The 26,179-nt window shown below is 61.8% G+C and carries 22 protein-coding genes and 1 pseudogene; 10 read left to right on the forward strand and 13 right to left on the reverse strand.

All coding sequences use genetic code 11. The features are described from left to right. The 3 genes from AC1D35_RS19290 to AC1D35_RS19300 form a co-directional block, all read left to right on the forward strand. Positions 1-360, forward strand: a 360-nt coding sequence (locus AC1D35_RS19290) for an ABC transporter permease subunit (protein ID WP_477939564.1), incomplete at its 5' end; no start/stop codon positions are given. 10 nt (positions 361-370) lie between these two features. Then, entirely contained in the window at positions 371-1,558 is a 1,188-nt protein-coding gene (locus AC1D35_RS19295; RefSeq protein ID WP_113299003.1) for an ABC transporter permease, read from the forward strand. Positions 1,559-1,567: 9 nt separating this feature from the next. Beyond that, positions 1,568-3,307, forward strand: coding sequence for an ABC transporter ATP-binding protein (locus tag AC1D35_RS19300; protein ID WP_477939567.1), 1,740 nt, complete (start codon positions 1,568-1,570; stop codon positions 3,305-3,307). Between the two features lie 13 nt (positions 3,308-3,320). Here the strand turns inward: AC1D35_RS19300 and AC1D35_RS19305 are convergent, their stop codons facing one another. Genes AC1D35_RS19305 through AC1D35_RS19315 form a run of 3 tightly spaced genes read right to left on the reverse strand, consistent with a single transcriptional unit; the run spans position 3,321 to position 6,316 of the window. Further along, positions 3,321-4,349 carry a LacI family DNA-binding transcriptional regulator gene (locus AC1D35_RS19305; RefSeq protein ID WP_477853772.1) on the reverse strand — a complete coding sequence of 343 codons (1,029 nt, stop codon included), beginning with the start codon at positions 4,347-4,349 and terminating at the stop codon, positions 3,321-3,323. A gap of 38 nt (positions 4,350-4,387) precedes the next feature. Continuing rightward, positions 4,388-5,266, reverse strand: a complete 879-nt coding sequence (locus AC1D35_RS19310; protein WP_477853774.1) for a 2-hydroxy-3-oxopropionate reductase — start codon at positions 5,264-5,266, stop codon at positions 4,388-4,390. A 30-nt stretch (positions 5,267-5,296) separates the two neighbouring features. Continuing rightward, on the reverse strand, positions 5,297-6,316 hold the full coding sequence (locus AC1D35_RS19315) for a LacI family DNA-binding transcriptional regulator (RefSeq protein ID WP_477853776.1): 1,020 nt from the start codon (positions 6,314-6,316) through the stop codon (positions 5,297-5,299). Between the two features lie 406 nt (positions 6,317-6,722). Here AC1D35_RS19315 and AC1D35_RS19320 point away from each other — a divergent pair, with 406 nt between their 5' ends. The 6 genes from AC1D35_RS19320 (at position 6,723) to AC1D35_RS19345 (ending at position 15,129) form a co-directional block, all read left to right on the forward strand. Next, complete coding sequence (locus AC1D35_RS19320) at positions 6,723-7,865, forward strand: ABC transporter permease (RefSeq protein ID WP_477853778.1); 1,143 nt, start codon at positions 6,723-6,725, stop codon at positions 7,863-7,865. Then, a complete protein-coding gene (locus tag AC1D35_RS19325; protein WP_113298997.1) occupies positions 7,862-8,908 on the forward strand; it encodes an ABC transporter ATP-binding protein in 1,047 nt (348 codons plus the stop codon). The genes AC1D35_RS19320 and AC1D35_RS19325 overlap by 4 nt, the downstream gene beginning before the upstream one ends. A 2-nt stretch (positions 8,909-8,910) precedes the next feature. Further along, positions 8,911-9,972 carry an ABC transporter ATP-binding protein gene (locus AC1D35_RS19330; protein ID WP_477853780.1) on the forward strand — a complete coding sequence of 354 codons (1,062 nt, stop codon included), beginning with the start codon at positions 8,911-8,913 and terminating at the stop codon, positions 9,970-9,972. Next, positions 9,962-12,046 (forward strand): alpha-amylase family protein, encoded by a 2,085-nt coding sequence (locus AC1D35_RS19335; RefSeq protein WP_477939572.1) that lies wholly within the window; start codon positions 9,962-9,964, stop codon positions 12,044-12,046. The genes AC1D35_RS19330 and AC1D35_RS19335 overlap by 11 nt, the downstream gene beginning before the upstream one ends. A 64-nt stretch (positions 12,047-12,110) precedes the next feature. Beyond that, a complete protein-coding gene (locus tag AC1D35_RS19340; protein WP_477853783.1) occupies positions 12,111-14,069 on the forward strand; it encodes an ABC transporter substrate-binding protein in 1,959 nt (652 codons plus the stop codon). A 73-nt stretch (positions 14,070-14,142) separates the two neighbouring features. After that, positions 14,143-15,129, forward strand: a complete 987-nt coding sequence (locus tag AC1D35_RS19345; RefSeq protein ID WP_477853785.1) for an ABC transporter permease — start codon at positions 14,143-14,145, stop codon at positions 15,127-15,129. Positions 15,130-15,164: 35 nt separating this feature from the next. Here AC1D35_RS19345 and AC1D35_RS19350 read toward each other — a convergent pair whose 3' ends face one another. The 3 genes from AC1D35_RS19350 to AC1D35_RS19360 all read right to left on the reverse strand — a co-directional run bounded on the left by AC1D35_RS19350 (position 15,165) and on the right by AC1D35_RS19360 (position 17,541). Further along, positions 15,165-15,827 carry an NADPH-dependent F420 reductase gene (locus AC1D35_RS19350; RefSeq protein ID WP_477853786.1) on the reverse strand — a complete coding sequence of 221 codons (663 nt, stop codon included), beginning with the start codon at positions 15,825-15,827 and terminating at the stop codon, positions 15,165-15,167. Between the two features lie 84 nt (positions 15,828-15,911). After that, positions 15,912-16,853 carry an SDR family oxidoreductase gene (locus tag AC1D35_RS19355; RefSeq protein WP_477853788.1) on the reverse strand — a complete coding sequence of 314 codons (942 nt, stop codon included), beginning with the start codon at positions 16,851-16,853 and terminating at the stop codon, positions 15,912-15,914. Between the two features lie 52 nt (positions 16,854-16,905). Further along, positions 16,906-17,541, reverse strand: coding sequence for an NADPH-dependent F420 reductase (locus AC1D35_RS19360; protein WP_477853790.1), 636 nt, complete (start codon positions 17,539-17,541; stop codon positions 16,906-16,908). Between the two features lie 140 nt (positions 17,542-17,681). Here AC1D35_RS19360 and AC1D35_RS19365 point away from each other — a divergent pair, with 140 nt between their 5' ends. Continuing rightward, positions 17,682-18,260 (forward strand): TetR/AcrR family transcriptional regulator, encoded by a 579-nt coding sequence (locus tag AC1D35_RS19365; protein WP_477939576.1) that lies wholly within the window; start codon positions 17,682-17,684, stop codon positions 18,258-18,260. Positions 18,261-18,311: 51 nt separating this feature from the next. On the opposite strand, the pseudogene AC1D35_RS19370 reads toward AC1D35_RS19365, so the two are convergent. From AC1D35_RS19370 to AC1D35_RS19400, 7 genes and pseudogenes are all read right to left on the reverse strand, one after another. Then, positions 18,312-18,835 (reverse strand): annotated as a pseudogene (locus tag AC1D35_RS19370) (transposase family protein); the annotation flags it as partial. Positions 18,836-18,918: 83 nt separating this feature from the next. Further along, the gene (locus AC1D35_RS19375) at positions 18,919-20,802 is read right to left on the reverse strand and encodes a methyl-accepting chemotaxis protein (RefSeq protein WP_477853793.1); all 1,884 of its coding nucleotides are present in this window, start codon (positions 20,800-20,802) and stop codon (positions 18,919-18,921) included. Between the two features lie 451 nt (positions 20,803-21,253). Then, positions 21,254-22,384, reverse strand: a complete 1,131-nt coding sequence (gene solA / locus AC1D35_RS19380) for an N-methyl-L-tryptophan oxidase (protein ID WP_477939578.1) — start codon at positions 22,382-22,384, stop codon at positions 21,254-21,256. Between the two features lie 10 nt (positions 22,385-22,394). Beyond that, a complete protein-coding gene (locus tag AC1D35_RS19385) occupies positions 22,395-23,888 on the reverse strand; it encodes an HAL/PAL/TAL family ammonia-lyase (RefSeq protein WP_477853796.1) in 1,494 nt (497 codons plus the stop codon). Further along, on the reverse strand, positions 23,885-24,661 hold the full coding sequence (locus AC1D35_RS19390) for an ABC transporter ATP-binding protein (RefSeq protein WP_477853798.1): 777 nt from the start codon (positions 24,659-24,661) through the stop codon (positions 23,885-23,887). The genes AC1D35_RS19385 and AC1D35_RS19390 overlap by 4 nt, the downstream gene beginning before the upstream one ends. A 27-nt stretch (positions 24,662-24,688) precedes the next feature. After that, positions 24,689-25,393, reverse strand: a complete 705-nt coding sequence (locus AC1D35_RS19395; RefSeq protein ID WP_113509000.1) for an ABC transporter permease subunit — start codon at positions 25,391-25,393, stop codon at positions 24,689-24,691. A 10-nt stretch (positions 25,394-25,403) separates the two neighbouring features. Further along, positions 25,404-26,129 (reverse strand): ABC transporter permease, encoded by a 726-nt coding sequence (locus AC1D35_RS19400; protein WP_477853800.1) that lies wholly within the window; start codon positions 26,127-26,129, stop codon positions 25,404-25,406. Between the last annotated feature and the right edge of the window lie 50 nt (positions 26,130-26,179).

The following is a 26,179-nucleotide window of genomic DNA, read 5'->3' on the forward strand; positions in this document are numbered from 1 at the left end:
CTGGTGCGCATCATGCGCGCCAACCTGCTCGACGAGCTTTACAAGCCCTATGTGACGACCGCGAGGGCCAAGGGCCTGTCGGAATGGCGGCTGATCCTGAAATATCCGGTGCGCGCCGCCCTCAACCCCTTTGTCTCGACGCTCGGCTGGACGCTGCCGGAGCTCGTCTCCGGCGCAACCGTCACCGCGATCGTCCTCAACCTGCCAACGACAGGCCCGCTGCTGTTGCGAGCGCTGATTTCGCAAGACGTCTATCTCGCGGGGGCCATGATCCTGATGCTCTCGGTGCTGACGGTCATCGGCACGCTGATCTCGGACCTGCTGCTCGCATGGCTCGATCCTCGCATTCGCTACAAGTGAGGAACGGGTGATGGCACGAACTGACGGAGTAAGGCCTTTGTTCACCTGGAACAGGAACAGGACCGGCAAGACCGCGGCTGCGGATGGCGCAGGCGCGCCAGAAGAAGTGGCCCACATCAAGGACGCCGAGCATGCCGGCGCCTGGCAGCTGGCCTGGTGGAAATTCAGGAAGCACCGGCTTGCAGTTGCAAGCGGCATTATAGTGATCTGCATCTATCTGGTGGCGGCCTTCGCTGAGTTTCTGGCGCCGCAGGGCGCCGGCGACTATTCGGCTCGCTACACCTACGCGCCGCCGCAGCGGCTGCACATGTGGGACAATGGCGGGTTCGGCCTCTACGTCCATGGCTACAAGGTCCGCGTCAATCCCGAGAGTTTCGCGCGCGAATTCGTCATCGACCCGGAGAGCAAGATCCCGGTCGGCCTGTTCGTGCGCGGGGCGCCCTACAAGCTCTGGAACCTCATCCCTTCCAATATTCACCTGATCGGGCCTGTGAAGGCCGGCCAGCCCATGTATCTCTGGGGCGCCGACCGCCTCGGCCGTGACATGCTGAGCCGCGTCATCTACGGCACGCGCGTATCCATGACCGTCGGTCTCGTCGGTGTCTCGCTGAGCCTTGTCTTCGGCATCATTCTCGGCGGCCTGTCAGGCTATTACGGCGGCGGCATCGACACCGCAATCCAGCGTGTCATCGAGTTCCTGCTCGCCATCCCGACCATCCCGCTCTGGATGGGGCTTGCCGCGGCGATCCCGCCGACGCTGCCGCCCCTTCAGGTCTATTTCATGATCACCATCATCCTCTCCCTCGTCGGCTGGACGGGCCTTGCACGCGTCGTGCGCGGACGTTTCCTGGCGATGAAGAATGAGGATTTCGTGACGGCGGCGCGCCTTGATGGCGCACGGGAGATGAGCGTCATCTTCCGCCATATGCTGCCCTCCTTCGCCAGCCACATCATCGCGGCGGTGACGCTGGCGATCCCGGTGATGATCCTCAGCGAAACCGCGCTTTCCTTCCTCGGCGTCGGTCTGCGTCCACCCGTCGTCAGCTGGGGCGTGCTTTTGCAGGAGGCGCAGAACATCCGCACTGTCGCGACCGCGCCCTGGCTGCTGCTGCCTGGCGTCGCCGTCATTGCGACAGTCCTGGCTCTCAATTTTCTCGGCGACGGCCTGCGCGACGCGGCCGACCCCTATTCCGACTAGGAGACAGCGATGAGCGAGCCCGTGGCCATGGACGTTCTCAAGGTGGAGAGGCTCTCGATCGAGTTCCAGCTGCGGACCTCAGTGTTCAAGGCAGTCAAGGATGTCAGCTTTTCGATCAAGCGAGGCAGCACGCTCTGCCTCGTCGGTGAAAGCGGCTCTGGCAAGTCGGTGACGGCGCGCTCGCTGCTGCAGATCGTTGACAAGCCCGGCCGCATCACATCGGGCAGGATCGTTCTGATGCGCGATGCCGAGGTCATCGATATCACCGCGCTCAAGGCGAACGGCCCGCAGATCAGAGCGGTGCGCGGCGGCAAGGTCGGGCTGATCTTCCAGGAGCCGATGGCGGCGCTATCGCCCTTCCACACGATCGGCGACCAGATCGACGAGGTTATGCAGATCCATCTTCACCTCGAAAAATCGGAGGCGCGCAAGCGCACGATCGAGCTGCTGCGCCAGGTCGAGATCAACAACCCGGCGGAGATGGCCAACCGCTATGCGTTCGAATATTCCGGCGGCATGCGCCAGCGCGTCTGTATCGCCATGGCGCTCGCCTGCAATCCCGATGTGCTGATCGCCGACGAGCCGACGACGGCGCTCGACGTGACGACGCAGGCCGAGATCCTCGATCTCATCAAGCGGCTGCAGCAGAGCCGCGGCATGGCGGTGCTGCTCATCACCCATGACATGGGCGTGGTGGCCGAAGTCGCCGACGAAGTGGCTGTGATGCGCAATGGCGAGATCGTCGAGATGGGGCCGGTCGAGGCGATATTCCACGATCCGCAGCACCCCTATACCCGCCATCTGCTGGAGGYGACCCGCAAGCTTGAACATAATTCGCGCCAGCGAAGTAATCTTTCCGACGGTGCCGCGGCCGCAATCGAACCGGTGCTTTCGGTTCGCAACCTCAGCAAATATTATGGATCGAGGCAGGCGGTCGACGGCACTTGGAGCGGCGGCCTGCGCGCCGTCGACGATGTCAGCCTTGATCTCTATCCAGGTGAAAACCTCGGTATCGTCGGCGAGAGCGGCTCCGGCAAGACGACGCTCGGCCGGCTCATCATGCAGATTGCCGAGCCCACAGCGGGCTCCGTCCGCTATCGCGACGCCAACGGCGTGGAGAGCGACGTCCTTGCGATGCGCGGTGCGGCGCTTCGCGCCTACCATGCCCAGGTACGGTTGATCTTCCAGGATCCTTTCGCATCGCTCAACCCTCGCATGACGGTGAAACAGATCGTCGGTGATCCGCTGCGGATCAATGGCATGGCTCGCGGCAAGGCCCGCGACGACCGGGTCTCAGAGCTGTTGCGCATGGTCGGCCTGTCGCCCGACATGATGGACCGTTATCCGCATGCCTTCTCGGGTGGTCAGCGGCAGCGCATCGGCATTGCCAGGGCGCTGGCGCTCGATCCGAGGGTCATCGTGGCGGACGAGGCGACCTCGGCGCTGGACGTCTCGATCCGCTCTCAGATCCTCGATCTGCTGCTCGACATCCAGACGCGTCTCGACCTGAGCTTCATCTTCATTTCCCACGACATATCGGTCATCCGCTATTTCTGCGACCGCGTGGCGGTGATGTACAAGGGCAGGGTCGTGGAGGTCGGGTCGTCGGAAAAGATATGCACAAGTCCCGACGAGCCCTATACCAAAGCGCTGATTTCGGCCRTGCCAAGTCCCGATCCACGCCAGAAGCGCATGATGCATCGCGTCCGCTTCGCACCGGAGGCGGCCATCGCACCCGCCGGCCCCTGATCGGTGTCAGGGATCAGCGCTGAAGCCGCGCCTGCCAGGATCCAGGCCCCGGCGGCCCGGATGTCTGTCGCGCCACGAGGTGCGGCACAAGGCTGATGCGCATGGGAGTCGGATCGGCAACCGGCAGGGTCAGCCCGGCCCGCGAAAGGAGCAGGCGTACCGCCGTCAATCCCATCTGCCGGTGCGGCATGTGCAGCGTGGTGAGCTTGGGCGATATCTGCGAGGCGATCGCATAGTCGGCATGGCCGATGACGCTTGCGTCCTCCGGCACCCGCAGCCCCATCCGGACGAGTTCGGAAACGACGGTGACGGCCACACCATCGCTGCCGCAGAAGAACGCCGTCGGCACGAAGCCCTCATCGACCATGGCAATGAGCAATGACCGGAAGGTCGAGGCCTCATCGTCATATTCGAAAATCATCTCGCGCGCAGTCGCATCGCCGCGGCAGGCGATCGTCCGGGCAAAGCCGTACAGTCGTGCTTCGCGGCCGGGATAGCCGGCACGCCCGTGTACATACACCATTCTGCGATGGCCGAGGCCGATCAGGAAATCCGCGACGAATTCGCCGGCCTCGACATCGGTGGCAGTGACCTGGTCCATGCCGTCGAGCGGTGGAACGCGGTGATTGACGGTGACGGCGGGTCGATGGCTGTCACGCACCGCCTTGTGCATATCGGTGTCGTGTGGGCCGACGAGGATGAAGCCGACCGTCGATCTCTCGACACGAGAAACAATACGGCAGTCCTTCGTCCAGCGCACCGCCATGGAAAGACCCCAGCGGCTTGCTTCCGCCTCTATCCCGTGCTGAACGTCGCCCCAGAGCTCGCGGTTGGCGACGTTGCGATCATGGAAGATAACCTCGATCGACCGCCCGTCGCAGCCTTTCATGCGCGGGATGCGATAGCCGAGCTCTTCGGCGACCTCGATGATGCTGCGCCGCGTCTTTTCGCTGACGCCAGGTTTTCCAGAGAGGGCGCGTGACACTGCGAACTTCGAGATGCCGAGGCGCGTGGCGATCATGTCGAGTGTGACGTTGCTCATCGTGCTGCGGCTTCCCGCCCTTTCCCTGAATGCCGCCGCTAGGCGTACGGGACGCCGGCAAGCGTCTCCAACGTGCGGATCAGTGCCGAATGGTCCTTGTCGCCGTCGCCGAGCGCTACGGCGGCGTTCATCATCTGCTGCACCATGGCGACATTGGGCAGCGCGAGCTCTAGGGCACGGGCGCTTTCGACCGCAAGGGCTATGTCCTTGCGATGCAGCGCGATGCGGAAGCCCGGATCGAAGGTGCTGTTGATCATGCGTTCGCCATGCAGCTCGAGGATCCGAGACGAAGCAAAACCGCCCATCAGCGCCTGGCGGACCTTGGCCGGATCGGCACCAGCCTTCCTGGCGAAGAGCAGCGCCTCCGCAACCGCCTCGATGGTCAGACCGACGATGATCTGGTTGGCAACCTTGGCTGTCTGGCCGTCACCGGCGCCACCCACCAGCGTGATGTTCTTGCCCATCTTTTCAAACAGCGGCAGGGCACGCCTGTAGGCTTCTTCCTCTCCGCCGACCATGATTGTCAGCGCCGCGTTGCGGGCGCCGACCTCGCCGCCGGAAACGGGCGCGTCGAGATAGGAGCAGCCGCGCTCTTTGATCTTCCGGGCGAAATCCTTGGTGGCGATCGGCGAGATCGAGCTCATGTCGATCACCAGCTTGCCCGGGGAAAGCCCTTCGGCAACGCCGCCGGCGCCGAAGAGCACCGTTTCCACGTCGGGCGTATCAGGCAGCATCAAGATCACCACATCGGACTGCGCTGCCGCCTGCGCCGCGCTCGGGGCCTGGCTGGCGCCCCTGTCGACGAGAGGACGAGAGACCTCCTTGACGCGATGGAGCGACAGCGTGTGACCGGCATCGATCAGATGCCCCGCCATCGGCCTGCCCATGACGCCGAGCCCGATAAATCCGATCTTCATGCATGCCTCCCTACGCGTTTCACCTTGTCATCAAAGCTTGGATTTCCAGGAGCCTGCCGGCGCCCGCGCCGTCGACTGGCGCTCGACCAGATGCGGCACGAGGCTGAGGCGCTGCGGCGGCAGGTCGTTCAGCTGGCCGTTGAGGCCAATACGCGACAGCAGCTGGCGCACTGCGGCGATCCCCATCTGCTTGTGCGGCATATGGATCGTCGTGAGGTTCGGCGAGACCTGGGTGGCGATCGGATAGTCCGCATGGCCGACCACGGAAACGTCCTCCGGCACAGAAATGCCCATCCGCATCAATTCCGAGACCACGGTTACAGCAACGCCGTCGCTGCCGCAGAAAACTGCCGTCGGTTCGAAGCCATCATTCGCCATCTTCAGCACCGCCTCGCGAAGGTCGGCGGCCATATAGTCCTCCTTGAAGGCGATCTCCCGAAGCTCGGCACCCTCGAGCTCGGCGATCGCCTCGGAGAAGCCCCTCAGGCGCGCATAGCGGCCGGGATAGCCGAGCTGGCCATGTGCATAGACCATGCGCCGGTGCCCGAGGCCATAGAGGAACTTCGCCACGAAGACGCCGGCCTCGACGTCGGTCGCGGTGATCTGGTCCATCGTGTAGAGTTCCGGCACGATATGGGCGACGACGACGGCCGGCACGGAGCTGTCGCGGGCAGCATCGAACATCTTCTGTTCCTGCGGCCCGACCAGTACGAAGCCGAGCGAGGCGTCCTCCAGCCGCTCGATGATGCGGTGGTCACTGGTCCAGCGCACCGCCATCGAGCAGCCGAAGCGCGTCGCCTCCATTTCGATGCCGTGCTGAACGTCAATCCAGAGCTCGCGGTTGGAGACCGATCGGTCGTGGAAGATGACCTCGATCGATTGTGACGTCACCTTCGTGCGCCGTGCGATGTAGCCGAACTGCTCGGCAACGGACAGGACGTTACGCCGCGTATCCTCGCTCACTCCGGGCTTGCCTGTCAGCGCCCTCGAGACTGCAAATTTTGAAATTCCCAGATGATCAGCGATTTCCTGAAGTGTGACACGGCTCATCGGTGTTTTCTTTTCCAAGATGAAATTGCGGCAACACGGGAAGCGCAACTTTACACTTGTTAGGTTAATGTTGCGGTTCCTGTCAATCAAATCTCATTGTGCGTCGCACCACTTTTGCCCGGATTTCGCGTAAGTCCGGTCGAGCGTGGCAGCATGTGACTGTATTTTTTGCTTTACTCGCCTTTTCGCACACGCAGCAAGCCAGATTCCAGCGGTTTTTTGATCGCTCGAAGCAAACAATCTGCTTGACGCGTAGTTTCTTTGCCGCCAGTTTAGGCTAACAACAAGCAAACAACATTCCCATTTCGGTGTGAAGTTGCGGCTAAGGGAGGAAGCCTGTGGCCTTGTCTGCGTTGCCTAGAAATGAAATCAACGGGTTGGTCGCCCCCACCGGGAGTACACCGGCATGGCGGCGATAGCTGAAGCCTCGACGCCGCCGCAGACCGTTGCCGCGGCGGCGGCCATCGGTCTCGCCAGCCAGCGCCAGCTGATATGGCTTAAGTTCAAGGAGCACAAGCTCGCCTATTGGAGCGGGATCGTCATCCTCCTGATCTATCTCGTCGCCGTCTTTGCGGAATTCCTGGCACCGCGCACGCCCGATTACTATGATTCCGCCTATACGATGCTGGCGCCGCAGGGGATCAAGCTGTTTTCCGTGGACGAGGCCGGCTCCTATCGTTTCGAGCCGCATGTGACGGGATTCAGCTCGAAACGCGACCCGAAGACGCTGCGCAAGGTCTTCGCGGTCGATCCCAATGTCCGCATACCGGTTGGTCTGTTCGTGCGCGGCGAGACCTATAATTTCTGGGGTCTGTTTCCCTCCAGCATTCATCTGATCGGGCCGAAGGATCCGAAGCAGCCCTTCTACCTTCTCGGTTCGGACAGGCTTGGGCGCGACGTGCTCAGCCGTCTCATCTACGGCACGCGCGTGTCGACCTCCGTCGGCCTGATCGGCGTGGCGATCAGCCTCGTGCTGGGCGTCTTTCTCGGCGGCATCTCCGGCTACGTCGGCGGCATGGTCGACAATGCCATCCAGCGCGTCATCGAGTTCATCATGTCGGTGCCGACGATCCCGCTCTGGATGGGCCTCGCCGCCGCAATCCCAGTGACCTGGTCGCCCATCCTCGTCTATTTCATCATCACCATGATCATCTCGCTGATCGGCTGGACCTCGCTCGCTCGCGAGGTGAGAGGACGCTTCATGTCCTGGCGCAACGAAGTCTTCGTTGTCGCCGCCCGGTTGGACGGCACGTCGGAGATGAGGATCATTACCCGCCATCTCGTGCCTGGCTTCATCAGCCATATCATCGCGGCAACCACCCTCGCCATTCCGGCAATGATTATTGCCGAGACGTCGCTTTCCTTCCTTGGCATAGGCCTGCGTCCGCCGGTCGTCAGCTGGGGCGTGTTGTTGCAAGAGGCGCAGAACATCCGTTCGCTCGCCGAGGCGCCATGGCTTCTGGCGCCGGGCGTTCTCGTCATCGTGACCGTACTATCCTTGAACTTCCTCGGAGACGGGCTCCGTGATGCAGCGGATCCATACTCATGAGCACCATGTCCGAAACATCCATCCTCTCCGTTCGCGGGCTGAAGACTCATTTCAACCTTCGTGAGGGATTGATCAAGGCGGTCGACGGCGTCGATCTCGACGTCCGCCGTGGCAGGACGCTCTGCATCGTCGGCGAATCCGGTTCGGGAAAGTCGATGATGGCGCGCTCAGTGCTGCAGATCGTCACGCCACCCGGGCGCGTCGTCGGCGGCAGCATGGTCTTCAGCCGCGATGGCAAGACGAGCGTCGACATCGCCAGGCTCGATCCGGCCAGCAAGGAGATCCGTTCGATCCGCGGCCGCGACATCGCGATGATCTTCCAGGAGCCGATGAACTCGCTGAGCCCTGTGCATACGGTCGGCGATCAGCTGGTGGAAAAGATCCTGTTGCACCACAAGATCGGCACCAAGGCCGCAATCGAGCGAACGGTCGAGGCACTCGATCGGGTGGGCATCCCCGATCCGCGCCGGCGGCTCGGCTCCTATCCCTTCGAGTTGTCGGGGGGCATGCGGCAGCGTGTTATGATTGCCATGGCGCTCGCCTGCCGACCGGCCATGCTGATTGCCGACGAACCGACAACGGCGCTCGACGTCACCACGCAGGCGAACATCCTCGAGCTCATGCGCGCACTGCAGGACGAAACTGGCATGGCCGTCATGTTCATCACCCACGATCTCGGCGTCGTCGCCGAGATCGCCGACGAGGTGGCGGTGATGTATCTCGGCCAGGTCGTCGAGCGCGGCAGCGTCGACGACATCTTCTACGATCCGCAGCATCCTTACACCTTGGCGCTGCTCGCCTCCATTCCCAAGCTCGGTGCCAGGCATGCGGCCGGCAAGCGGCTGAAGGCGATCGAGGGCATGGTGCCGCATCCGCTCGACAGGCCGGCGGGCTGTCCGTTCAACACGCGCTGCCCGGAAGCCATTGCCGGGCTCTGCGACCGGACAGGTCCGGCGCTGAAGGAACTGCGGCCCAATCATTTCGGCGCCTGTCATCTGCGCGATCCGCAGTATCTCAAGACCCAAAATCCGGTGGAGGCATGAGTATGAACATGATGCATGCCGGCCAACCCCGACTGGATCTCTCCGCCGACGAACCGCTGATCCGGGCCGAGAATGTCAAGGTGCATTTTCCTGTTACGTCGGGCTTCTTCAAGCGCACGGTCCGCCACATCAAGGCGGTCGACGGCGTAACGCTCTCGATCAACCCCGGTGAAACCCTGAGCCTCGTCGGGGAATCGGGTTGCGGCAAGACGACCTTCGGACAGGCGCTGGTGCGGGTGCTGGAGCCGACGGATGGCCGGATCCTTTACAAGAAGGGCGGCGAGGCCGTTGACCTCTCTCATCTGACGCCCGCCGAGATGCGGCCCTATCGTTCCGACATCCGGATGATCTTCCAGGATCCCTTCGCTTCGCTCAATGCGCGCCGCCGGGTCATCGACATCATCGCCGAACCGCTGCGCAATTTCGGCGTGACCGACAAGGCGGAGGTGGAGAGCCGGGTCGCCGACCTGATGCGGCGCGTCGGCCTCCGGCCGGAGTATATGGCGCGTTACCCCTATGCCTTTTCGGGCGGCGAGCGCCAGCGCATCGGCATCGCCCGCGCATTGTCGGTCCGCCCGAAGATCGTCGTCGCCGACGAATGCGTCTCGGCCCTCGACGTCTCCATCCAGGCGCAGACGCTCAACCTGCTGCAGGACCTGCAGGAGGAGTTCGACCTGACCTATCTCTTCATCTCGCACGATCTCGGCGTCGTCGAATACATCTCCGACCGTGTGGCTGTGATGTATGCGGGCAGGGTGGTGGAACTGGCGACGACGGACCGGCTTTTCTCGCGTCCGCGCCACCCCTACACGGCGGCCCTATTGGCATCGGTGCCGCGCCCGGATCCGCGCCTTGCGCGCAGCCAGAAGCGCATGCGGCTGAAGGGCGAGGTCGCCGACCCCGCCAACCGTCCGCTCGGCTGCGCTTTCCATCCGCGGTGTCCGTTTGCGACCGACCTCTGCCGGACAGTGGATCCCGCCACGAGGGATGTGAACGGAACGCAGGTTGCCTGCCACCACGCTGAAAGTCTCGATTTAAAGGGAGTAAACGAGAATGCTGCTTGACGCCGTTGAAAATAAGGCCGCCGCCGCGACGCAGCCGGTCTGGTGGAAACGTCCCTACCGCATGGTGCAGACCAATCTGCGCCAGCCCGATGCTCTCTATGACCAGAAGCGGCTGGCGAAGGAAATACGCGAGTTCGGTGCCGACGTATTGCTCTACAATATCGGCGGCATCTTCGCCTTCTACCCGACCAAGCTGCCTCTCCACGCCGTCAACCCCTACATGAAGGGCGATGCTCTTGGCGACGCGATCGAGGCGGCGCATGCGGAGGGCCTCTCGCTGGTCGGCCGCTTCGACATGTCGAAGGCGACCCGCATCGCCTACGAGGCCCATCCCGACTGGTTCGTGCACAACATTAAGGGTGACGCGCTCGAATACAACGGGACCTACCAGGCCTGCGTCAATGGCGGCTGGTATCAGGATTACGCGCTGGAGATCATCTCGGAATCGCTTGGCAAGTATGAGGTCGACGGCGTGTTCTTCAATATGTTCGGCTATACGAACTTCACCTATTCCGGCGACTACTTCGGCATCTGCGTCTGTGACAATTGCCGCCGACGCTTCCGCGCGATGTACAAGAAGGAACTGCCGCTCAAGGAGGATTTCTCTGATCCGGCCTATGCCGATTACCTGAGCTTCAAGGAGAAGACCTCGCTCGACCTGCGCAGCAAGGTCTACAAGCATATCAAGCAGGTCAATCCGAAGGTGGCGATGACCGGCCATCGTGGCGATTCCGACCTGATCCGCATGGAGGTGCAGCGCGCCGTAGACCGCCCGCAGCCCGAATGGCCCTATCAGGCTGGCGAACAAGCCCGCTGGGCCGCCGCCTACGGCCAGGGCAAGACCTTCTCGTCGACCTCGACCAATTTCGTCGACTTCGCCTGGCGCTTCCATTCGGAGAGCGGCGGCTACCACATGCTGCGCTTTGCCCAGCAGCTCGCCAGCGGCGCGACGCTCGACTACTACCTGCTCGGCGTCATGGATCAGGACGACAAGACGCCCTTCGCCGACATTTCGAAACTCTTCCGCTGGCACCGTGACCACGAGGCGCATTATACCGGGCTGCGCTCCGGCGCGCGCATCGGGCTCTACCACTCCCATAGCAACGGCACCTTCCGCAAATGCACAGGCAGCGCGGCCCTCGGCGACACCGCCTTCCGCGGCGCCTATCGCGCCCTCGTCGAGGCACGGCTTGCCTTCGATTTCGTCAGCGATGATCTGGTCAAAGGAGACAACGGCAAGGAGATCCTCGCCGGCTATGACGCCATCGTGCTTGCCAACGTCTCTTGCCTCGGCGACCAGGAGGCGAAGCGTCTCGACGCCTATGTCAAGGGCGGCGGCGTGCTCCTCGTGACCGGCGATACCGGCTTTTACGACGAGCGTGGCAGCGCGCGCGAGACGCCGGCGCTTGAAAGCCTGCCGGTCAAGGACAAGCCTTCTGCGCGCATGCACATGCGGGGATCGTATTTCCGGATAGCCGACGGCGAACTGCCAACGCCACTCACCACCCTGCTGATGCTCGACGGACGTTATTTCGTCTCCCATCCGAAGGACGGGGCCAAGACGCTGCTGACGCTGCTGCCCCCCCAGCGCTTCGGACCTCCCGAACTCTGCTTCCCGGATATTGAGAGCGAATTGCCGGGCGTCATCACCGGCGATTACGGCAAGGGCAAGGTGGTCTACATCCCGTGGAATCCGGAATGGCAATATTTMCGCGACAGCCTGCCCAACCATCGCCTGCTCATTTCGGAACTGCTGGAACGCAATGTCGCGCCGGCCCCGGTGAAGCTAGAAGGCCGTGGTTCGCTGGAAGTGACGATCCAGCATCAGCAGTCGAGCGGCCGCATGCTCGTGCATGTCGTCAATTTCGGCGGCCAGCGCAACAATCTCTATGAGGATGCGCCTGCCGTGCACGGGCTTCGGCTTGGCATCCGCAACGCCGCGGACAAGGCACAGGCGCTCGTCGCCGGTCAGCCGCTGACGGCTGCGGCCGGTCCTGATGGTGAGGGTTACACTTGGTTCGACCTGCCACCGGTAGAAGCATTCGAAGTGCTTTCCGTGGAGGGGAAGCACTGACGCACAAGGGATGGAGAAGCAGGGCGGACGGCAACGACCGTTCTCCCTCGAGGAGGAAGAGATCATGGACCTGAATACCGGAATGAAACTGCTGCGGCGGCTTTCAACTGCTGCCGCTTTGCTGGCGCTGACGGCGGGGACTGCCCTCGCTCAGGACTATAAGGACGCGCCGATGCTGACCCAGGAGGTCGACGCAGGCAAGCTACCACCAGTGGCCGAACGGTTGCCGAAGGAGCCGCTCGTCGTCAAGCCCTTCGAAAGCGTTGGGCAGTATGGAGGAACCTGGCGGCTGACCATGGCATCGGCAAGCGACATTTCCTCGCTGGTGCGCACGATCGGATACGAAAACTTCACGCGCTGGGAGACGTGGCAACCCGGCATGGAGCAGAAGGACATCGTGCCGGGCGTCGTCATGAACGTGGCCAGATCTGTCGACGTCAACGCCGACGGTACGGAATATACCTTCAAGCTGCGCGAAGGCATGAAGTGGTCGGACGGTCAGCCCTACACGGCTGACGACGTGATGTTCTGGTATGAGGACGTCTACTCCAACACCGAGGTCATGCCGACAAAGCCGACATGGTCTGTCCGCGGCGGCAAGCCGCTGGTCGTCGAGAAGATCGACGACTATACGGTGAAGTTCAAATTTGCCGCGCCGAACGGCCTGCTGCTGCAGGCGCTCGCAACACCGGCAAACGATCCCGAGCCGAATGTGCCCACGGCCTATCCGAAGCATTACCTCGAGAAATTCCACACCAAATATAACAAGGATGCCGATGCCGAGGCGAAGGCCTCCGGCGGCCAGAACTGGGTGTCGAATTTCAACGCCAAGGCGGATGCCTGGCGCAATCCCGACCTGCCGCGCCTCAACCCGTGGATCGTGTCTTCCGGCATCGGCCAGGGCAATGGCAGCCAGGTCGTGGCAAAGCGCAACCCCTACTATTTCAAGGTCGATACCGCGGGCAATCAGCTGCCCTACATGGATCAGTCGACGATCGATATCATATCCGATCCGCAGGTGACGCTGCTCAAGGCCGCCAATGGCGACTTCGACATGGTCGACAGCTATATCGGCTTCGTCACCACGCCTGAGAACAAGGGGACCTTCTTCGACAACCAGGAACGTGGCAACTACGACTTCTACGAGGTCCTGCCGAACCGCGCCAACCTGATGATCGTGTCGCTGAACCTGACCGACAAGAACCCGGTCAAGCGCGAGATCTTCGGCAACAAGGCCTTCCGGGAAGCGCTGTCGACGGCGATCAACCGCGATGAGATCATCGAGGTGATCTGGCTCGGCCAGGGCCTGCCCTACCAGACCGTCGAACGACCCGAGTCACCTCTCTTCGATGAGGAGATGGCGACCCAGTTCACCAAGTTCGATCCCGGCCAGGCCAATAAGATGCTCGATGATGCCGGTTTCGCCAAGAAGGACGGTAACGGTACCAGGCTCGGTCCGGATGGCAAGCCGATCCAGTTCACCATCGACGTCTCCGTGCTGCGCCAGCCGTGGATCGATACCGCCGAGCTGATTAAGAAATACTGGCGCAATGTCGGTATCGACCTGCTGATCAACACGACCGACACGACGGCGCTCAACCAGCGTGTCGAATCCAACGATCACGATGCGGCCGTCTGGTCCGCCTCTGGAGGCGCCGATACGCTGTTCGATCCGAAATACTTTCTGCCCTCGTCCTGGGCATCCTTCTACGCGACCACCTGGGGCCAGTGGTACGCCAAGGACAGCAATGCAGAGGAGCCGCCGGAGGCCGTCAAGAAGCAGATGGCGCTCTATGACGAGATCTTCGCCACTGTCGATGCCGGCAAGCGTCTCGATCTGATGAAGCAGGTGATGCAGATCGCTAAGGAACAGTTCTACACGATCGGCATCATGCAGCCGACCACGGACTACGGCATCATCAACAAGCAGCTGCACAACGTGCCGAAAACGCTGCTCGCCAGCACCGAATATACCCATCCCGGTGCCGCCAATCCCGAGCAATTCTACTTCGCGCCGAAATAGCGCGGGAAGATAAGCCTCCGCTCTCCCGAGCGGGGGTCTTGGCCCTGGGCCAGAATCAATTTCGGAGAGTTCCATGGCAGCTTTCATCGCACGCCGCTTTTTGTATATGCTGGTGACCCTGTTTGCGATCTCGGTGATGACCTTCGTCATCATCCAGCTCCCGCCGGGTGATTTCGTCACCTCGATGGTCGCGCAGCTGAACCTGCAGGGCACCACCGTCGATGCCGGCGCCATGGCCGTGATGCGTGAGCGCTACGGTCTCGATGACCCGATGTATGTGCAATACTGGAAATGGATGTCCGGCATCCTGCTGCGCGGCGATTTCGGCTATTCGCTTGAATGGCGCCGCCCGGTCTCCGATCTGCTCTGGAACCGCCTCAGCCTGACTTTTGTGCTGGCGCTGTGCAGCCTGCTGTTCATCTGGGCAGTATCGCTGCCGATCGGTATCTATACAGCAGTGCGCCGCAAGACGGTGGGCGACTATGTCGCCACTTTCTTCGGCGTCATCGGTCTCGCAATACCGAATTTCCTCTTCGCGCTCGTGCTGATGTATGTTGCCTTTCGCTATTTCGGCACTGGCATCGGCGGCTTGTTCTCGCCAGAATACGAAACAGCGCCMTGGAGCCTTGCCAAGGTCGGCGACCTCCTGATGCACCTGATTATTCCGACCATCGTGCTGGGGCTTCACGGCACCGCGGCGCTGATCAGGCTTCTACGCGCCAACCTGCTCGACGAGCTCAACAAGCCTTATGTCGTCACCGCCCGCGCCTACGGCCTTTCGGAACGCAGATTGCTTTTGAAATATCCGGTGCGCATAGCGCTCAACCCCTTCGTCTCCACCGTCGGCTGGGTGTTGCCGACGCTGGTGTCAGGTGCGACGATCACTGCGGTTGTGCTCAACCTGCCGATGACCGGACCGCTATTGCTTCAGGCCCTGATCTCCCAGGACATGTATCTCGCCGGCAGCTTTATCATGATGCTCAGCGCACTCACGGTCATTGGAACGCTTCTTTCGGACCTGTTGCTGGCCTGGCTCGACCCTCGCATCCGCTATACCTGACGCGAGCTCAATCAAGCAATGTACCGCTGGAAATGTCATCGACGGTGTGAACCGGCCGGTGAGGACGTGTCGGTGATTAAGCCGATATCGACGTTCATGGCAAAGTCCCAGGTACCGGCACCGTTTTTGGCCAGACCGATCATCATCAGGCCGAGCGCCTCGAGCGTCTGGGCCATGTGCAGGCCGCCGACATCGAGCGGACGAAGCTCGAGGCTTTCGAGGAAAGTCGAGACGCGCGCTTTTGCGTCCGTGTCGTCCGCGGCGAAGAACGCGTCGAGGCGTCCTCCTCGAGCAAGCACGTGGCCGAAGATGGTGTTGAATGCCTTCACGACGTGCGCGCCAGACATAACGCCCTTGGCGATCTCCTGCGCACCAGAACTGCCGTCAGGCGTGACGAGGCCCGAGAGGTCTGGCGCAATCGGGTTGGTGATGTCAATGATCACCTTGCCGTCGAGGGCATCCCCGTACTCAGCTACCACCGCCGCCGCATGGGCATATGGCACGGCGAGGATGACGATGTCGCCGGCCGGCGCGGCGCCGTACATGCCTGTAATCGCTCCGGCTGCGATTTGGTCGGCCCGCGCCCGCGCCTTGGCGGGGTCGCGGCTTACCACCTCGACGATGTGTCCAGCCGTGGCGATACGGCCGCCGATGGCCGCTGCCATCTTTCCAGAGCCAATGATGCTGATAGTGCTCATGTGCGTTCTCCTGATGAGTTGGGGTATCGTTGGTGTTCTCAAGCTAGGCATTCCCGGTTTGAGAACTTCATGTGCAGCTCGACTTCAGACGGCAGGGAAGTAGTGGCCGTTGTCCAAATCCTCGATCAGGCCGGGCTGAACGCATTTCCAGCCGAGCGTCTGGCGGGTGACGAGATTGGACGCCGGGACATCCAGCGTGACCAGATTCGCGAGGAACCCGAAGTATCCCGGCAGCATCAGGACGTCCGCTGGAATGCTGACGGCGGGCAGGCCAAGACGGGTCCCGAGGGCCTCCGCTATCTCGCGGAACGAGATGCCCTCGTCGCCGATCGCATGCCAGTTCCGGCCAGCAGGCCCCTTCTCCAACGCCAGGCGGAACAGGGAGGCGACGTCGCGGGCGTGCACGGCCGACCACAGGTTCGCGCCGCCACCGGCGTAGCCGACGACGCCCTTCTCCTTCGCGAGAGCGATCAGCAGCGGGAGGAAGCCGGCATTGTCGGTAGTGCTGTGCATGATCGTAGGAATCCGCACGATCGATGAGCGCACGCCCCGCTCCGCGAGGCCGACGACCGTGGTTTCCACGATGTTACGAACCCGCAGAGTACCCTTGTACGCTTCGCCGCCTGGTAGCGCCGGATCCTCCTCGGTGGCCGGCCGGCCCAGATTTTCCCAACCGGGCGAGCCAATGCTCCCCGACACGACCAGCGGCTTTCCGGTTCCGGCCAGTGCCTCGCCGTAGGCGAGCATGATCTGAACTTCTGCAGCGGCCACGGCGTCGATCCCGCCAGAGGGAAGCAGGTCCTGCCTGTGCGCGACGTGGATGACGCCGTCGGATGCTGCGGCGGCTTTCTTGAGTCCGTCGAGATCATCAAGGTTGCCGCGAAGCACCTTCGCGCCGAGCGCCGACACCGCCGACGCGGCCTTGTCCGACCTGGCCAGGGCGGTGACCTCGTGACCGGCTGTTACGAGGTCGGAGATGATGTACGGACCGGAATGGCCGGTCCCGCCAGTGACGAGAACGTGCATGCTGCTTTTCCTTGTAGGTGAGGTGGTGCGAGAGGTGGTGGTACCAGTGCGGTCAGCCTTGGAGGCTGACGCCGATCGAGAAGTAGGCATGCTTGACGGAGTGGGTCATGAGGCCAAGCCACAGCATACAGGCGTGCTCCAGCGACCGCGCCATGGTGAGCGGCCCGGTATCCATCGGGCGCAACCCGAGGCTCTGGATGAACGCCGAGATCCGTGCTTTCGCCTGCGCGTCATCCCCCGCGATGAACACGTCCAATGGGTGACCCCCGACTGGACCGGTAGCCAGGACGCTGGAGTTCTGGGTGTTGAACGCCTTGACGATATCGGCCCTGTCCGGAGCGGCCTTGGCGATCTCAAGCGTGCCGAAACTGTCGTCAGGGGTCAAGAAGCCCGAGAAGTCGGCCTTGATGGGGTTTGTGATGTCGACAAGGAGCTTGCCTGCCAGTCCATCGCCGTACAGCTTCACCACATCGACAACGACCGAGTAGGGAACCGCCAGAACGACGATGTCCCCAGCAGGGGCTGCGCCGAACGTCCCTGTTGTCGTGCCAGGTCCGACCTGCTCAGCCCGCGCCCGCGCCTTCCCGGCGTCGCGGCCCATTAGCTCCACAGCATGACCGGCCCTGGCGGCAAGGCTGCCGATCGCTGCGGCCATTCCGCCTGTTCCGATAATGCTGATTGTGGTCATGTTCAAATTCCTGGGGGTCTGGTGATTGAGGGCACTATTGTCATTTGCTCGGATGCAGCCTATCTGGTGGACCGCTGATCCATTTAATTGGAGCGGTGATCCGAATATATGGTTCAGTGATCCGTTTATCAAGGCAGTCCATGCGAGCCGACGCGAAAAAAAATTACAGCCAGATCCTCACGGTGGCGCGGGAGGCCGTCACCGAGCATGGGGCGGACGTGTCAATGCGAGATATCGCCCGCCGGGCTGACGTCGGGTTAGCCACGCTGCTTCGTCATTTCCCGACGCGAGAGGGATTGTTCGAAGCGCTGCTGTGTACGAATCTGGATGCACTGACGCAGAAGGCTGCCGAACTCGAAATCTCGAATTCTTCCGGCGAAGCACTTGTGTCCTGGGTGCGCGATTGGGTGGTTTTCGCCCAAAGCTACAGGGGCGTTGTCGCCATGATGGCGGCGGCTCACGCGAACCCGGCCTCCGCTCTTTATGCTTCATGCGCAGCGGTGCACTCCGCGAGCGCGCGACTGCTGCTCCGTGCCCAGGGGGAAGGTGCGGCGCGAGCCGATATGAACGGGGACGACCTTTTCGCCTTGATGACGGCCCTCGGCTGGGCGGTCGACCAACCGTCGTTCGCGCCACGGGCGGATCATCTCGTCCGCCTTATGACGAGCGCCATCTTGAGAGATTCGCCTAACAACGATGTCAAGAAGTCAAAGTGTTGAGCAAGGCGCCTGCTGAAAAGTCCGGATGATTGAATGGATTATCCGATGCCCGGCCGCCTTGAGGAACGCGACGGCGCTGACTGCCTTTTCGTTCGTGAAGATGTCGGCGAAAGCAACACGGGAGGCGTCGTCGATGCAGACATGGACGGATTCGCAGCCGATACCGCGTGAGTTGCTCTGGCCCGTCCTGTCACCGGTGATGCGGTGACAGACCCGATCGAGGCGGCCGAGGCGTTTGATGTCGAGATGGATCAAGCCGTCTGCTTTGCAAGCTCGTAGCGGATGACGGGCTCGGCTGAAGCAATGTCTTTCGTCCGGGACAGACCGGCTCGCCTGAGCACGCGGCTGACGGCGGCGGGAGACAGGTCTGTTTCCATGGCGATGTGCTTGCCGGTCAGGCACTGGCGACGAAGAGAGACAATGCGCTCGCTCAAAACCTGATCTGTTCCGTCGCGGGCTTGTTTTGGGCCGCGAAGAGCGATCGGCCATCCTGGCGCGGCCATCCTGGCGCGCCCATCCTGTTTGAAGCGTTCGACCCAGCGCGACACGATCTTGGGCGAAACGCGATACCTGCGCCAGTGCAAACAATGTGGTCTGAGGTCCAGTTCCTATCAAGACCGCCGGTGATTTCAGTTGGTTGGTATCCGACCCTAAAGTGTCAGCGGCGCACCGAAGCGAGCTGAACGGTTCTACCGGCGGTAGATTGAGACATTGCTCTCGCCGTCGGGCGAGGGGCTGCAGACTGCTTGGAAACGGCATCGTCGAGCTTGAACTGCCTGACAAGCTCGCGAAGCTTCTGGGCTTCCTGAGCGAGCGAGGCGGAGGCGGCAGTCGATTGTTCCACCATAGCCGCATTCTGTTGTGTCGTCTGGTCCATTTGATTGACTGCCACGTTGACTTCGCTAAGGCCGACTGATTGCTCTTTGGCAGAGGTTGCGATCGCATCCATGTGCTGATTGATCTGCGCGATGAAGCTGCCGATGGTCTTGAGAGCCTGGCCGGTATCACGCACGAGCTTCACTCCGCTCTCCACCTCCTTGGAGGAGTTTTGGATGAGGCCCTTGATCTCCTTGGCCGCGCTCGCTGAACGCTGAGCAAGTTCTCGCACCTCCTGGGCGACGACTGCGAAGCCCTTGCCTGCCTCTCCTGCTCTGGCGGCTTCCACGCCGGCGTTCAGGGCAAGAAGGTTGGTCTGGAATGCAATTTCATCGATTACGCCGATGATATTGGAAATCTGTTGCGACGAAGTCTCGATGCGTCCCATCGCCTCTTCGGCATGGGAAACGACCTCCGCAGACATCGCGGCGCTTCGGTTTGCCTCCGTGGCTACTGCCCGGGTCTCTTCAGTCCGCTTGCTGGAATTCGACACGTTTGCAGTGATCTCTTCCAGTGCTGCAGCCGTCTCTTCAAGCGAGGCCGCCTGCTGTTCAGTACGCTTTGAAAGATCGCCCGCTCCCGAGGAAATTTCCCGGGTCCCATCGTCGATCGTGGTGATGCTGCTGGAAATCGACATCAGCGCGCCACCAAGCTGAGTGACGGACTGATTGAAGTCGTGGCGCAAAGCCTCGAAGTCAGGAGCGAACGGGTCATCGAGCTGGAAGGCAAGATCGCCTGCCGCCAGCCGCCTCAAGCCGGCTGCGAGACCTAATGTGGCAACGCGTAGACGCTCGGCAGCATCGGATTCCGCTTGCTGTTGGGCGGCGATCCGATCGGCCTCCGACTGCTTCCGGCTCTCCACTGCTTCCATCTCCATTCGCTTGTTTGCTATGGCGGCTTGGCGGAAGACCTCCACCGCCCCAGCCATGGAACCGATTTCGTCGGCGCGGCCGGCAAACGGAATTTTAGAACCGGTGTCGCCCTCGGCCAGTCGCCTCATGGAGGCTGTAATCTGGGTAATGGGATTGGCAATGCCGGTCAGCACGAAGGCAACTGCGCCGACAACCAGCAACGCTGCAAGACCAATCGCGACAAAGAGGTAGAATTCGACTGACGCGTAGGTCGTCCTACTCACCTTGGCAGCCTCTTGGCTGCCAATGACATTCAATTCCACCAGGCCCGTCGTCAGTTCTTTCAGCTTGTCTGAATAAGTACGCATCTCTCCGCCGAGGTATAGTCCGGCTTCTTCGGTCTTGTTCTCGCGGGAAAGGGCGAGAAGCTGCGGTTTGCTGGCGATATAACCCTCAACGTTCTCCTTTATACCGCTGATCAACTGGCGCTCGCGGTCCGACGATGCCAACGCAACATAGGCATCTATCGATTTGCGAACCGTATCCTCGGCGGCTGCAATGGCCTCTTCGCGTGTTTTCTTTTCCGCGTCTGACTGCGCGATGATGTGATCGCGGTAAGCGAGGCGCAAATTCGCCATGTTGAGATTGATCGTCCGCGATGCCTGTACGCTCGGCAACCAGTTCGTCGCGATCTCTTCCGTGGAGCCGTTTGTCTTGCTCAGGCCATCGATCGCGAGATACGCTACGATCCCGAAAAGAAGCGCAACACTGCTGAAAATCAGGAGCAGGCTCGACTTTATGCTTGGACGACGCATTGAAGGACCCCTTGAGAACGTCGACCCTTAGGTCGACTGGCAAAGAGTTTTTAACAAAAATAATTTAATGTTTTACTCATATGTAAAATGCCGTTTACCGAAGAATTCGGACCGTTGATGCGTAATGTTCGAGATCTGGCATCGGCAAGAGGGTTCGTCGCGATGGCGCAAGGCATTCGTCAAATGGATGGATGGCCACGAAGCACTCGTTAGATGTTTGATCCTAGGCTCGCAATGTCAGGCAGTACGTTGCTCTTCCTCCGGCCCTTCCGATCTCCTTAGCGGTACTGTCCGTTCGAACAAGAGACAGATCAGTGAATTTGGCGTTCTGCGTTTCGGCGAGATCGACGCGAGCGATGATCTTAAGATCGTTCACGAGTTTCGCTCGCAGGCGGCTCGCCGAGCCGCAGATGCTCTCCGGGCTGCCGTTCGCGAGCCGCCGCCCGCCGTTCTAGACCTTGGCGAAGGAGAAGGCGTCGATGGGCAGATCGGTCTGCCCATGAACGGCAAGGTCCGCCAGGATTTCACCGACGACGCTGGTGAACTTGAAGCCATGGCCGGAGCAGGGAGAGGCGACGACAATGTTCCTTTCGCCAGGCACGTGGTCGAGCAGGAAATCCTCGCTCGGCAGCATCGTATAGCGGCAGGTCGCTGCCTTCATGCGAAGACCTGTTGCGCCCGGAAMGCGCTTCCTGATGAAGCTGTCAAGCAAATCCCGATCGGCATCGTTGACCGGCGGGTTTGGCTTGTTGGGATCGATCGGCTCGCGGAAATGTGCGTGTTTGCCGACCTTCACCCCATCGACGCCGATGGCGGGAAAACCGAAATAGGTGCCTTCTGCGCCTTCGTCCCGCAGGAAACAGGGCATGCGCTGCGGTTGCGCCGCGAAATCATCCTGCGGCTGGTACCAGGCAACGACCTGGCGGATTGGCACGGCGGCCTGCTTCAGTTGGGGTATCAGTTCGGCAATCCACGATCCGGTTGCCACAATGATTTTCCCTGCACGATACCGCCCGGTTTCAGAGATGATCGTCACACCGGCATCATCGGGCTCGATTGTCGTTACCTTCTCGCCGAAATGCAGGACGGCACCGTCCTCAACGGCAAGCCTCAGGTAGCCCATGACTGCCGCCTCGGGGCGAAGATAGCCGCCCTGCGGGTCGAGCAACGCCATCTCGTGGTCGTCGAGCTGGAAGGCCGGAAAGCGGCGCGCCATCTCCGCCTTGTCCAGCGCCTCATAGGCAAGTCCGTGCAGTTCGGAAGAGGCGCGCGTGCCGGCAACGATCTTGCTGTCGGGTGCGCCGATCTGCAGGACGCCTGTGATCGTCAGAATGTCCGTCTGCAGGCGGTCTTCCAGCGACCGCCAGTTCAGGTAGGCGCGCTTGAGCAGTGGAACATAGGACGGGTCCTCGAAATAGCCGAGCCGGATCAGGCGGCTGTCGCCATGTGAAGAACTCAACGCATGGGCGGGAAAATAGGCATCGAAACCGATCGCCTTGACGCCGCGGGCCGCGAGAAAGGCGAGCGCAGCACTTCCCATGGCACCGAGGCCGATCACGGCGACGTCGAAGTGAGCGGTCATGAACGTCTCCTCAGGATATTGCCGGCGCTGCAGCCTTGCTGACCAGTCTGCGCAGAGTCTCGATGTCGTGCGAAAGCGGCCGATCATCGGCGTAGGGGGGAACTATCGCGCGAACGGCTTTGTAGACAGCATCGGTGCCCGGCGCTCTCGAGCCGGTACCAACAAGGAATTCGTGGGCCTGTGCAGCTGCCATCAGTTCGATCGCAAGGATATATTCGGCATTTTCGATCAGCGCCAGAAGCTTGTTGGCGGCCGGGGTCGGATGCGCCAGGAAATCTTCCTGCAGGCCGGATGTTATGCCGCCATCAGTGGAGGCCGGTGCTGAAAGCCGCCGGTTCTCGTTGGCGAGGGCGGCTGCCGTATATTGCGCGATCATGAAGCCCGAATTGCTGCCGGCATCGCTCGCCAGGAATGGCGGCAGGCCGCTCACGAGCGGATTGACAAGGCGGTCCATGCGCCGCTCGCTCATGGCAGAGACCTGTGCAAGCGCCGTTGCCAGACTGTCGGCTGCCAGCGCAAGCGCCGGTGCGACGGCATGTGCTTCCGACGAGACGATTGGCTGTTCCGGCGTGCCTGACACGGCGGGATTGTCGGTGACGGAGGCAAGCTCTTGATTAACGACGAATGCCGAGGCATCGAAGACATCACGCGCGCCACCATGGGCATGTGGCACCGCACGCAGGCTGAGCGCATCCTGCGTGCGCCTGCCATGGGCTGCAACGATGAGCTCGCTACCGGCAAGCCGGGCACGCAACGACGCGCCGACATGGCCGATGCCCTTCGAATGGCGGAGCGCCAGTACGGCGGCGTCGAAAGCCGCGATCTGGCAACCGGCCGCTTCAAGCGTGAGTGCCGCGATCGCATCGGCCCAGTCGAGAAGCCGCTCGGCGCGCGCCAGGGCAACACTTGCAAGCCCGGTCGCGCAGGCCGTGCCGTTGACGAGGCTTAAGCCCTCCTTCGCACCAAGCACCAGCGGTTCGAGGCCGATGGCGGTAAGCGCTTCCCGGCCGCTCATGCGCGTGCCCGCAACACTGGCGCTGCCTTCGCCGATAAGAACCAGCGCATTGTGGGCGTTGTGGGTGAGGTAACCGGCCGACCCTTTCGAGGGAACGTCGGGAATGCAATTCTTTTCGAGAAAAGCGATGAGATGTTGAACGATCTCGGCGCGCACACCGGAATGCCCGTGGGCAAAATTGGCGATCTGCGCTGCGATGATGGCGCGTACTTCGCGCGGCGCCAGCAGCGCGCCGATGCCGCAGGCATGGCTGAGGATGATGTTGCGCGACAGCCTGCTCTGCGAGGCGCGATCGACCACGGTGTCGGACAGCGCGCCAACGCCGGTATTGATGCCATAAGCCCGCACGCCGGTCTCGACGATGCGCTCGACGATCCGGCTTGCATTGATGATGCGATCCCAGGCCGGCTGCGACAGCGCCAATGTCCCGCCCTCGGCCATGCGCGCGATATCGCGCCAGCCAAGCACCGTCTCGATGGTGATGGTCATTGGCCGCTTCCGAAATGGCCGATGAACTGGCGGAAGGCCGGCGATGCGCCGCCGCCGAACATTTCGTTCGGCGTGCCGCTGCTTTCGACCAGCCCTTCGCGCATGAAGACGACGCGGTTCGACACATTGCGGGCAAAGCTCATTTCGTGGGTGACGACGAGCATGGTCATGCCCTCTTCGGCGAGCGCGCGCATGACGCGCAGCACTTCGCCGACCAGTTCCGGATCGAGCGCCGACGTCGGCTCGTCGAACAACATGACCTTCGGCTTCATGGCGAGCGAACGGGCAATGGCCGCCCGCTGCTGCTGGCCGCCCGAAAGATGCGCCGGGTAGGCATGGCGCTTGTCGGCAATGCCGACCTTCTCGAGCAGCGCTTCGGCTTCGGCGATGCATTCAGCCCGTGGCCGCTTCAGCACATGGACCGGTCCTTCGATGACATTCTGCAGGATGGTCATATGCGACCACAGATTGAAGGACTGGAAGACCATGCCGAGTTCGGAGCGGATGTGATCGACCTGCTTCTGGCTCGCCGGTTTCGTCCGGCCGTTCTTGTGGACCATCTGGATATGTTCACCGTCGACCCAGATTTCACCGTCGCTCGCCACTTCAAGCAGATTGATGCAGCGCAGGAAGGTGGACTTGCCCGAGCCGGAGGCGCCGAGCAGCGAGATGACGTCGCCATCTTCGGCATCGAGCGATATGCCGCGCAACACCTCATGGGTGCCGAAGCTCTTTCTGATATTGCGGACCGAAAGTCGGGTTACGCCGGGCATGGAAGCTCCAATCACGTTCAGTCGGGTTCAAGCCTTCAGCGCCGGCGGAATGGCGCGGCGATGTCGGGACAGCCAATATTCCAGGAGGGACATGCCCTGCAGGATGATGAAGTTCAAAACGAGGTAGATGATGGCGGCACAGAGGAAGACCTCCATCGTCCGGTAGGTCTGAGAGATCAACCGCTGCGCCACCCCCGTCACTTCCCAGACCGTAACCAGGCTCGCAAGTGCCGTCGATTTCATCATCAGCACGATCTCGGTCGAATAGGCCGGCAGCGCATGCCGGAAGGCGATCGGCGCCAGGATCCGGCGCACCATCAGGAAGCCGGACATGCCGATGGCGCGCGCTGCCTCGATTTCCTTCGGCGAGACGGCGCGAATGCCGCCGCGGAAGATCTCGGCCGAGTAGCCGGCAGTGCAGAGTGCGAGCGAGAGAACCGCGCAGACCATCGGCTCGCGCAGGAAGGGCCAGAGGAAAGAATAGCGGATGACGCCGAACTGGCCGAGCCCGTAAAAGACCAGGAACATCTGGATCAGGAGCGGCGAGCCGCGGAAGACGAAGATGTAGCCCTTGGCGAAGCCGGAGAGGATCGGATTGCCGCTGACGCGCATGGCGACGATGACGAGCGCCAGCAATCCGCCAAAGAAGATCGACAGAAAGAACAGGATCAGCGTCGTCGGCACCGCTTTCAGGAGTGTGATCATGGCGCTGGAGAGGAAAGCGATATCCATCTGACTCTCCCTATGCCTGGCCCATAGCCGAGGCGGGCATGCTGCGATTGGCCTTGCGCTCGGCGCCGTTGAAGACACGGTCCGACAGGCTGGTGAGGATCAGGTAGAGCGCGCCGCCGACGATATAGAAGAAGAAATATTGTCGGGTAGAACCGGCGGCGACCTGGCTCGATCGCATCAGTTCGGCAAGGCCCGTCACCGAAATCAGCGCCGAATCCTTCAAGCTGAGCTGCCAGACATTGCCGAGGCCAGGGATGGCAAGGCGCAGGACTTGGGGAATGATGATACGGCGAAACCTGAGGCCGCGATGCATGCCGATCGCCGAGGCGGCCTCGAGTTCGCCCTTGGAAATTGAGTTATAGGCGCCTCGATAGACCTCGGCCTGATAAGCGCCGGAGATGATGCCGACCGCAAGCGCACCGGCAGCGAAGGACGGCAGGCCGAGAAAGCCCTCATAGCCCATCGACTGGCCGATCGCGGTAATGGCTGAGGAGCCACCGAAATAGATCAGATAGATGATCAACAGCTCCGGCACGCCGCGAAAGACTGTGGTGTAGATATGGCCGATCGTGGCGAGCGCGAAATTACCGGAGAGTTTAGCCGCCGCGATGATCGCGCCGAGCACCGCACCGATCGCCAGCGCGGTGGCGGTGACGCTGAGTGTCAACAGCGTGCCGAGAAGCAGAAATGCTCCCCATCCTGTTGAGCCGAAACCAATGAGTTCGATTGTCGCCATGGGCCTTCCCAGCGCTTTCGTCGTCGTTATGACGGGCGGTCAGAATAGCA

Source organism: Rhizobium sp. P1_E6 (genome assembly GCF_056405875.1).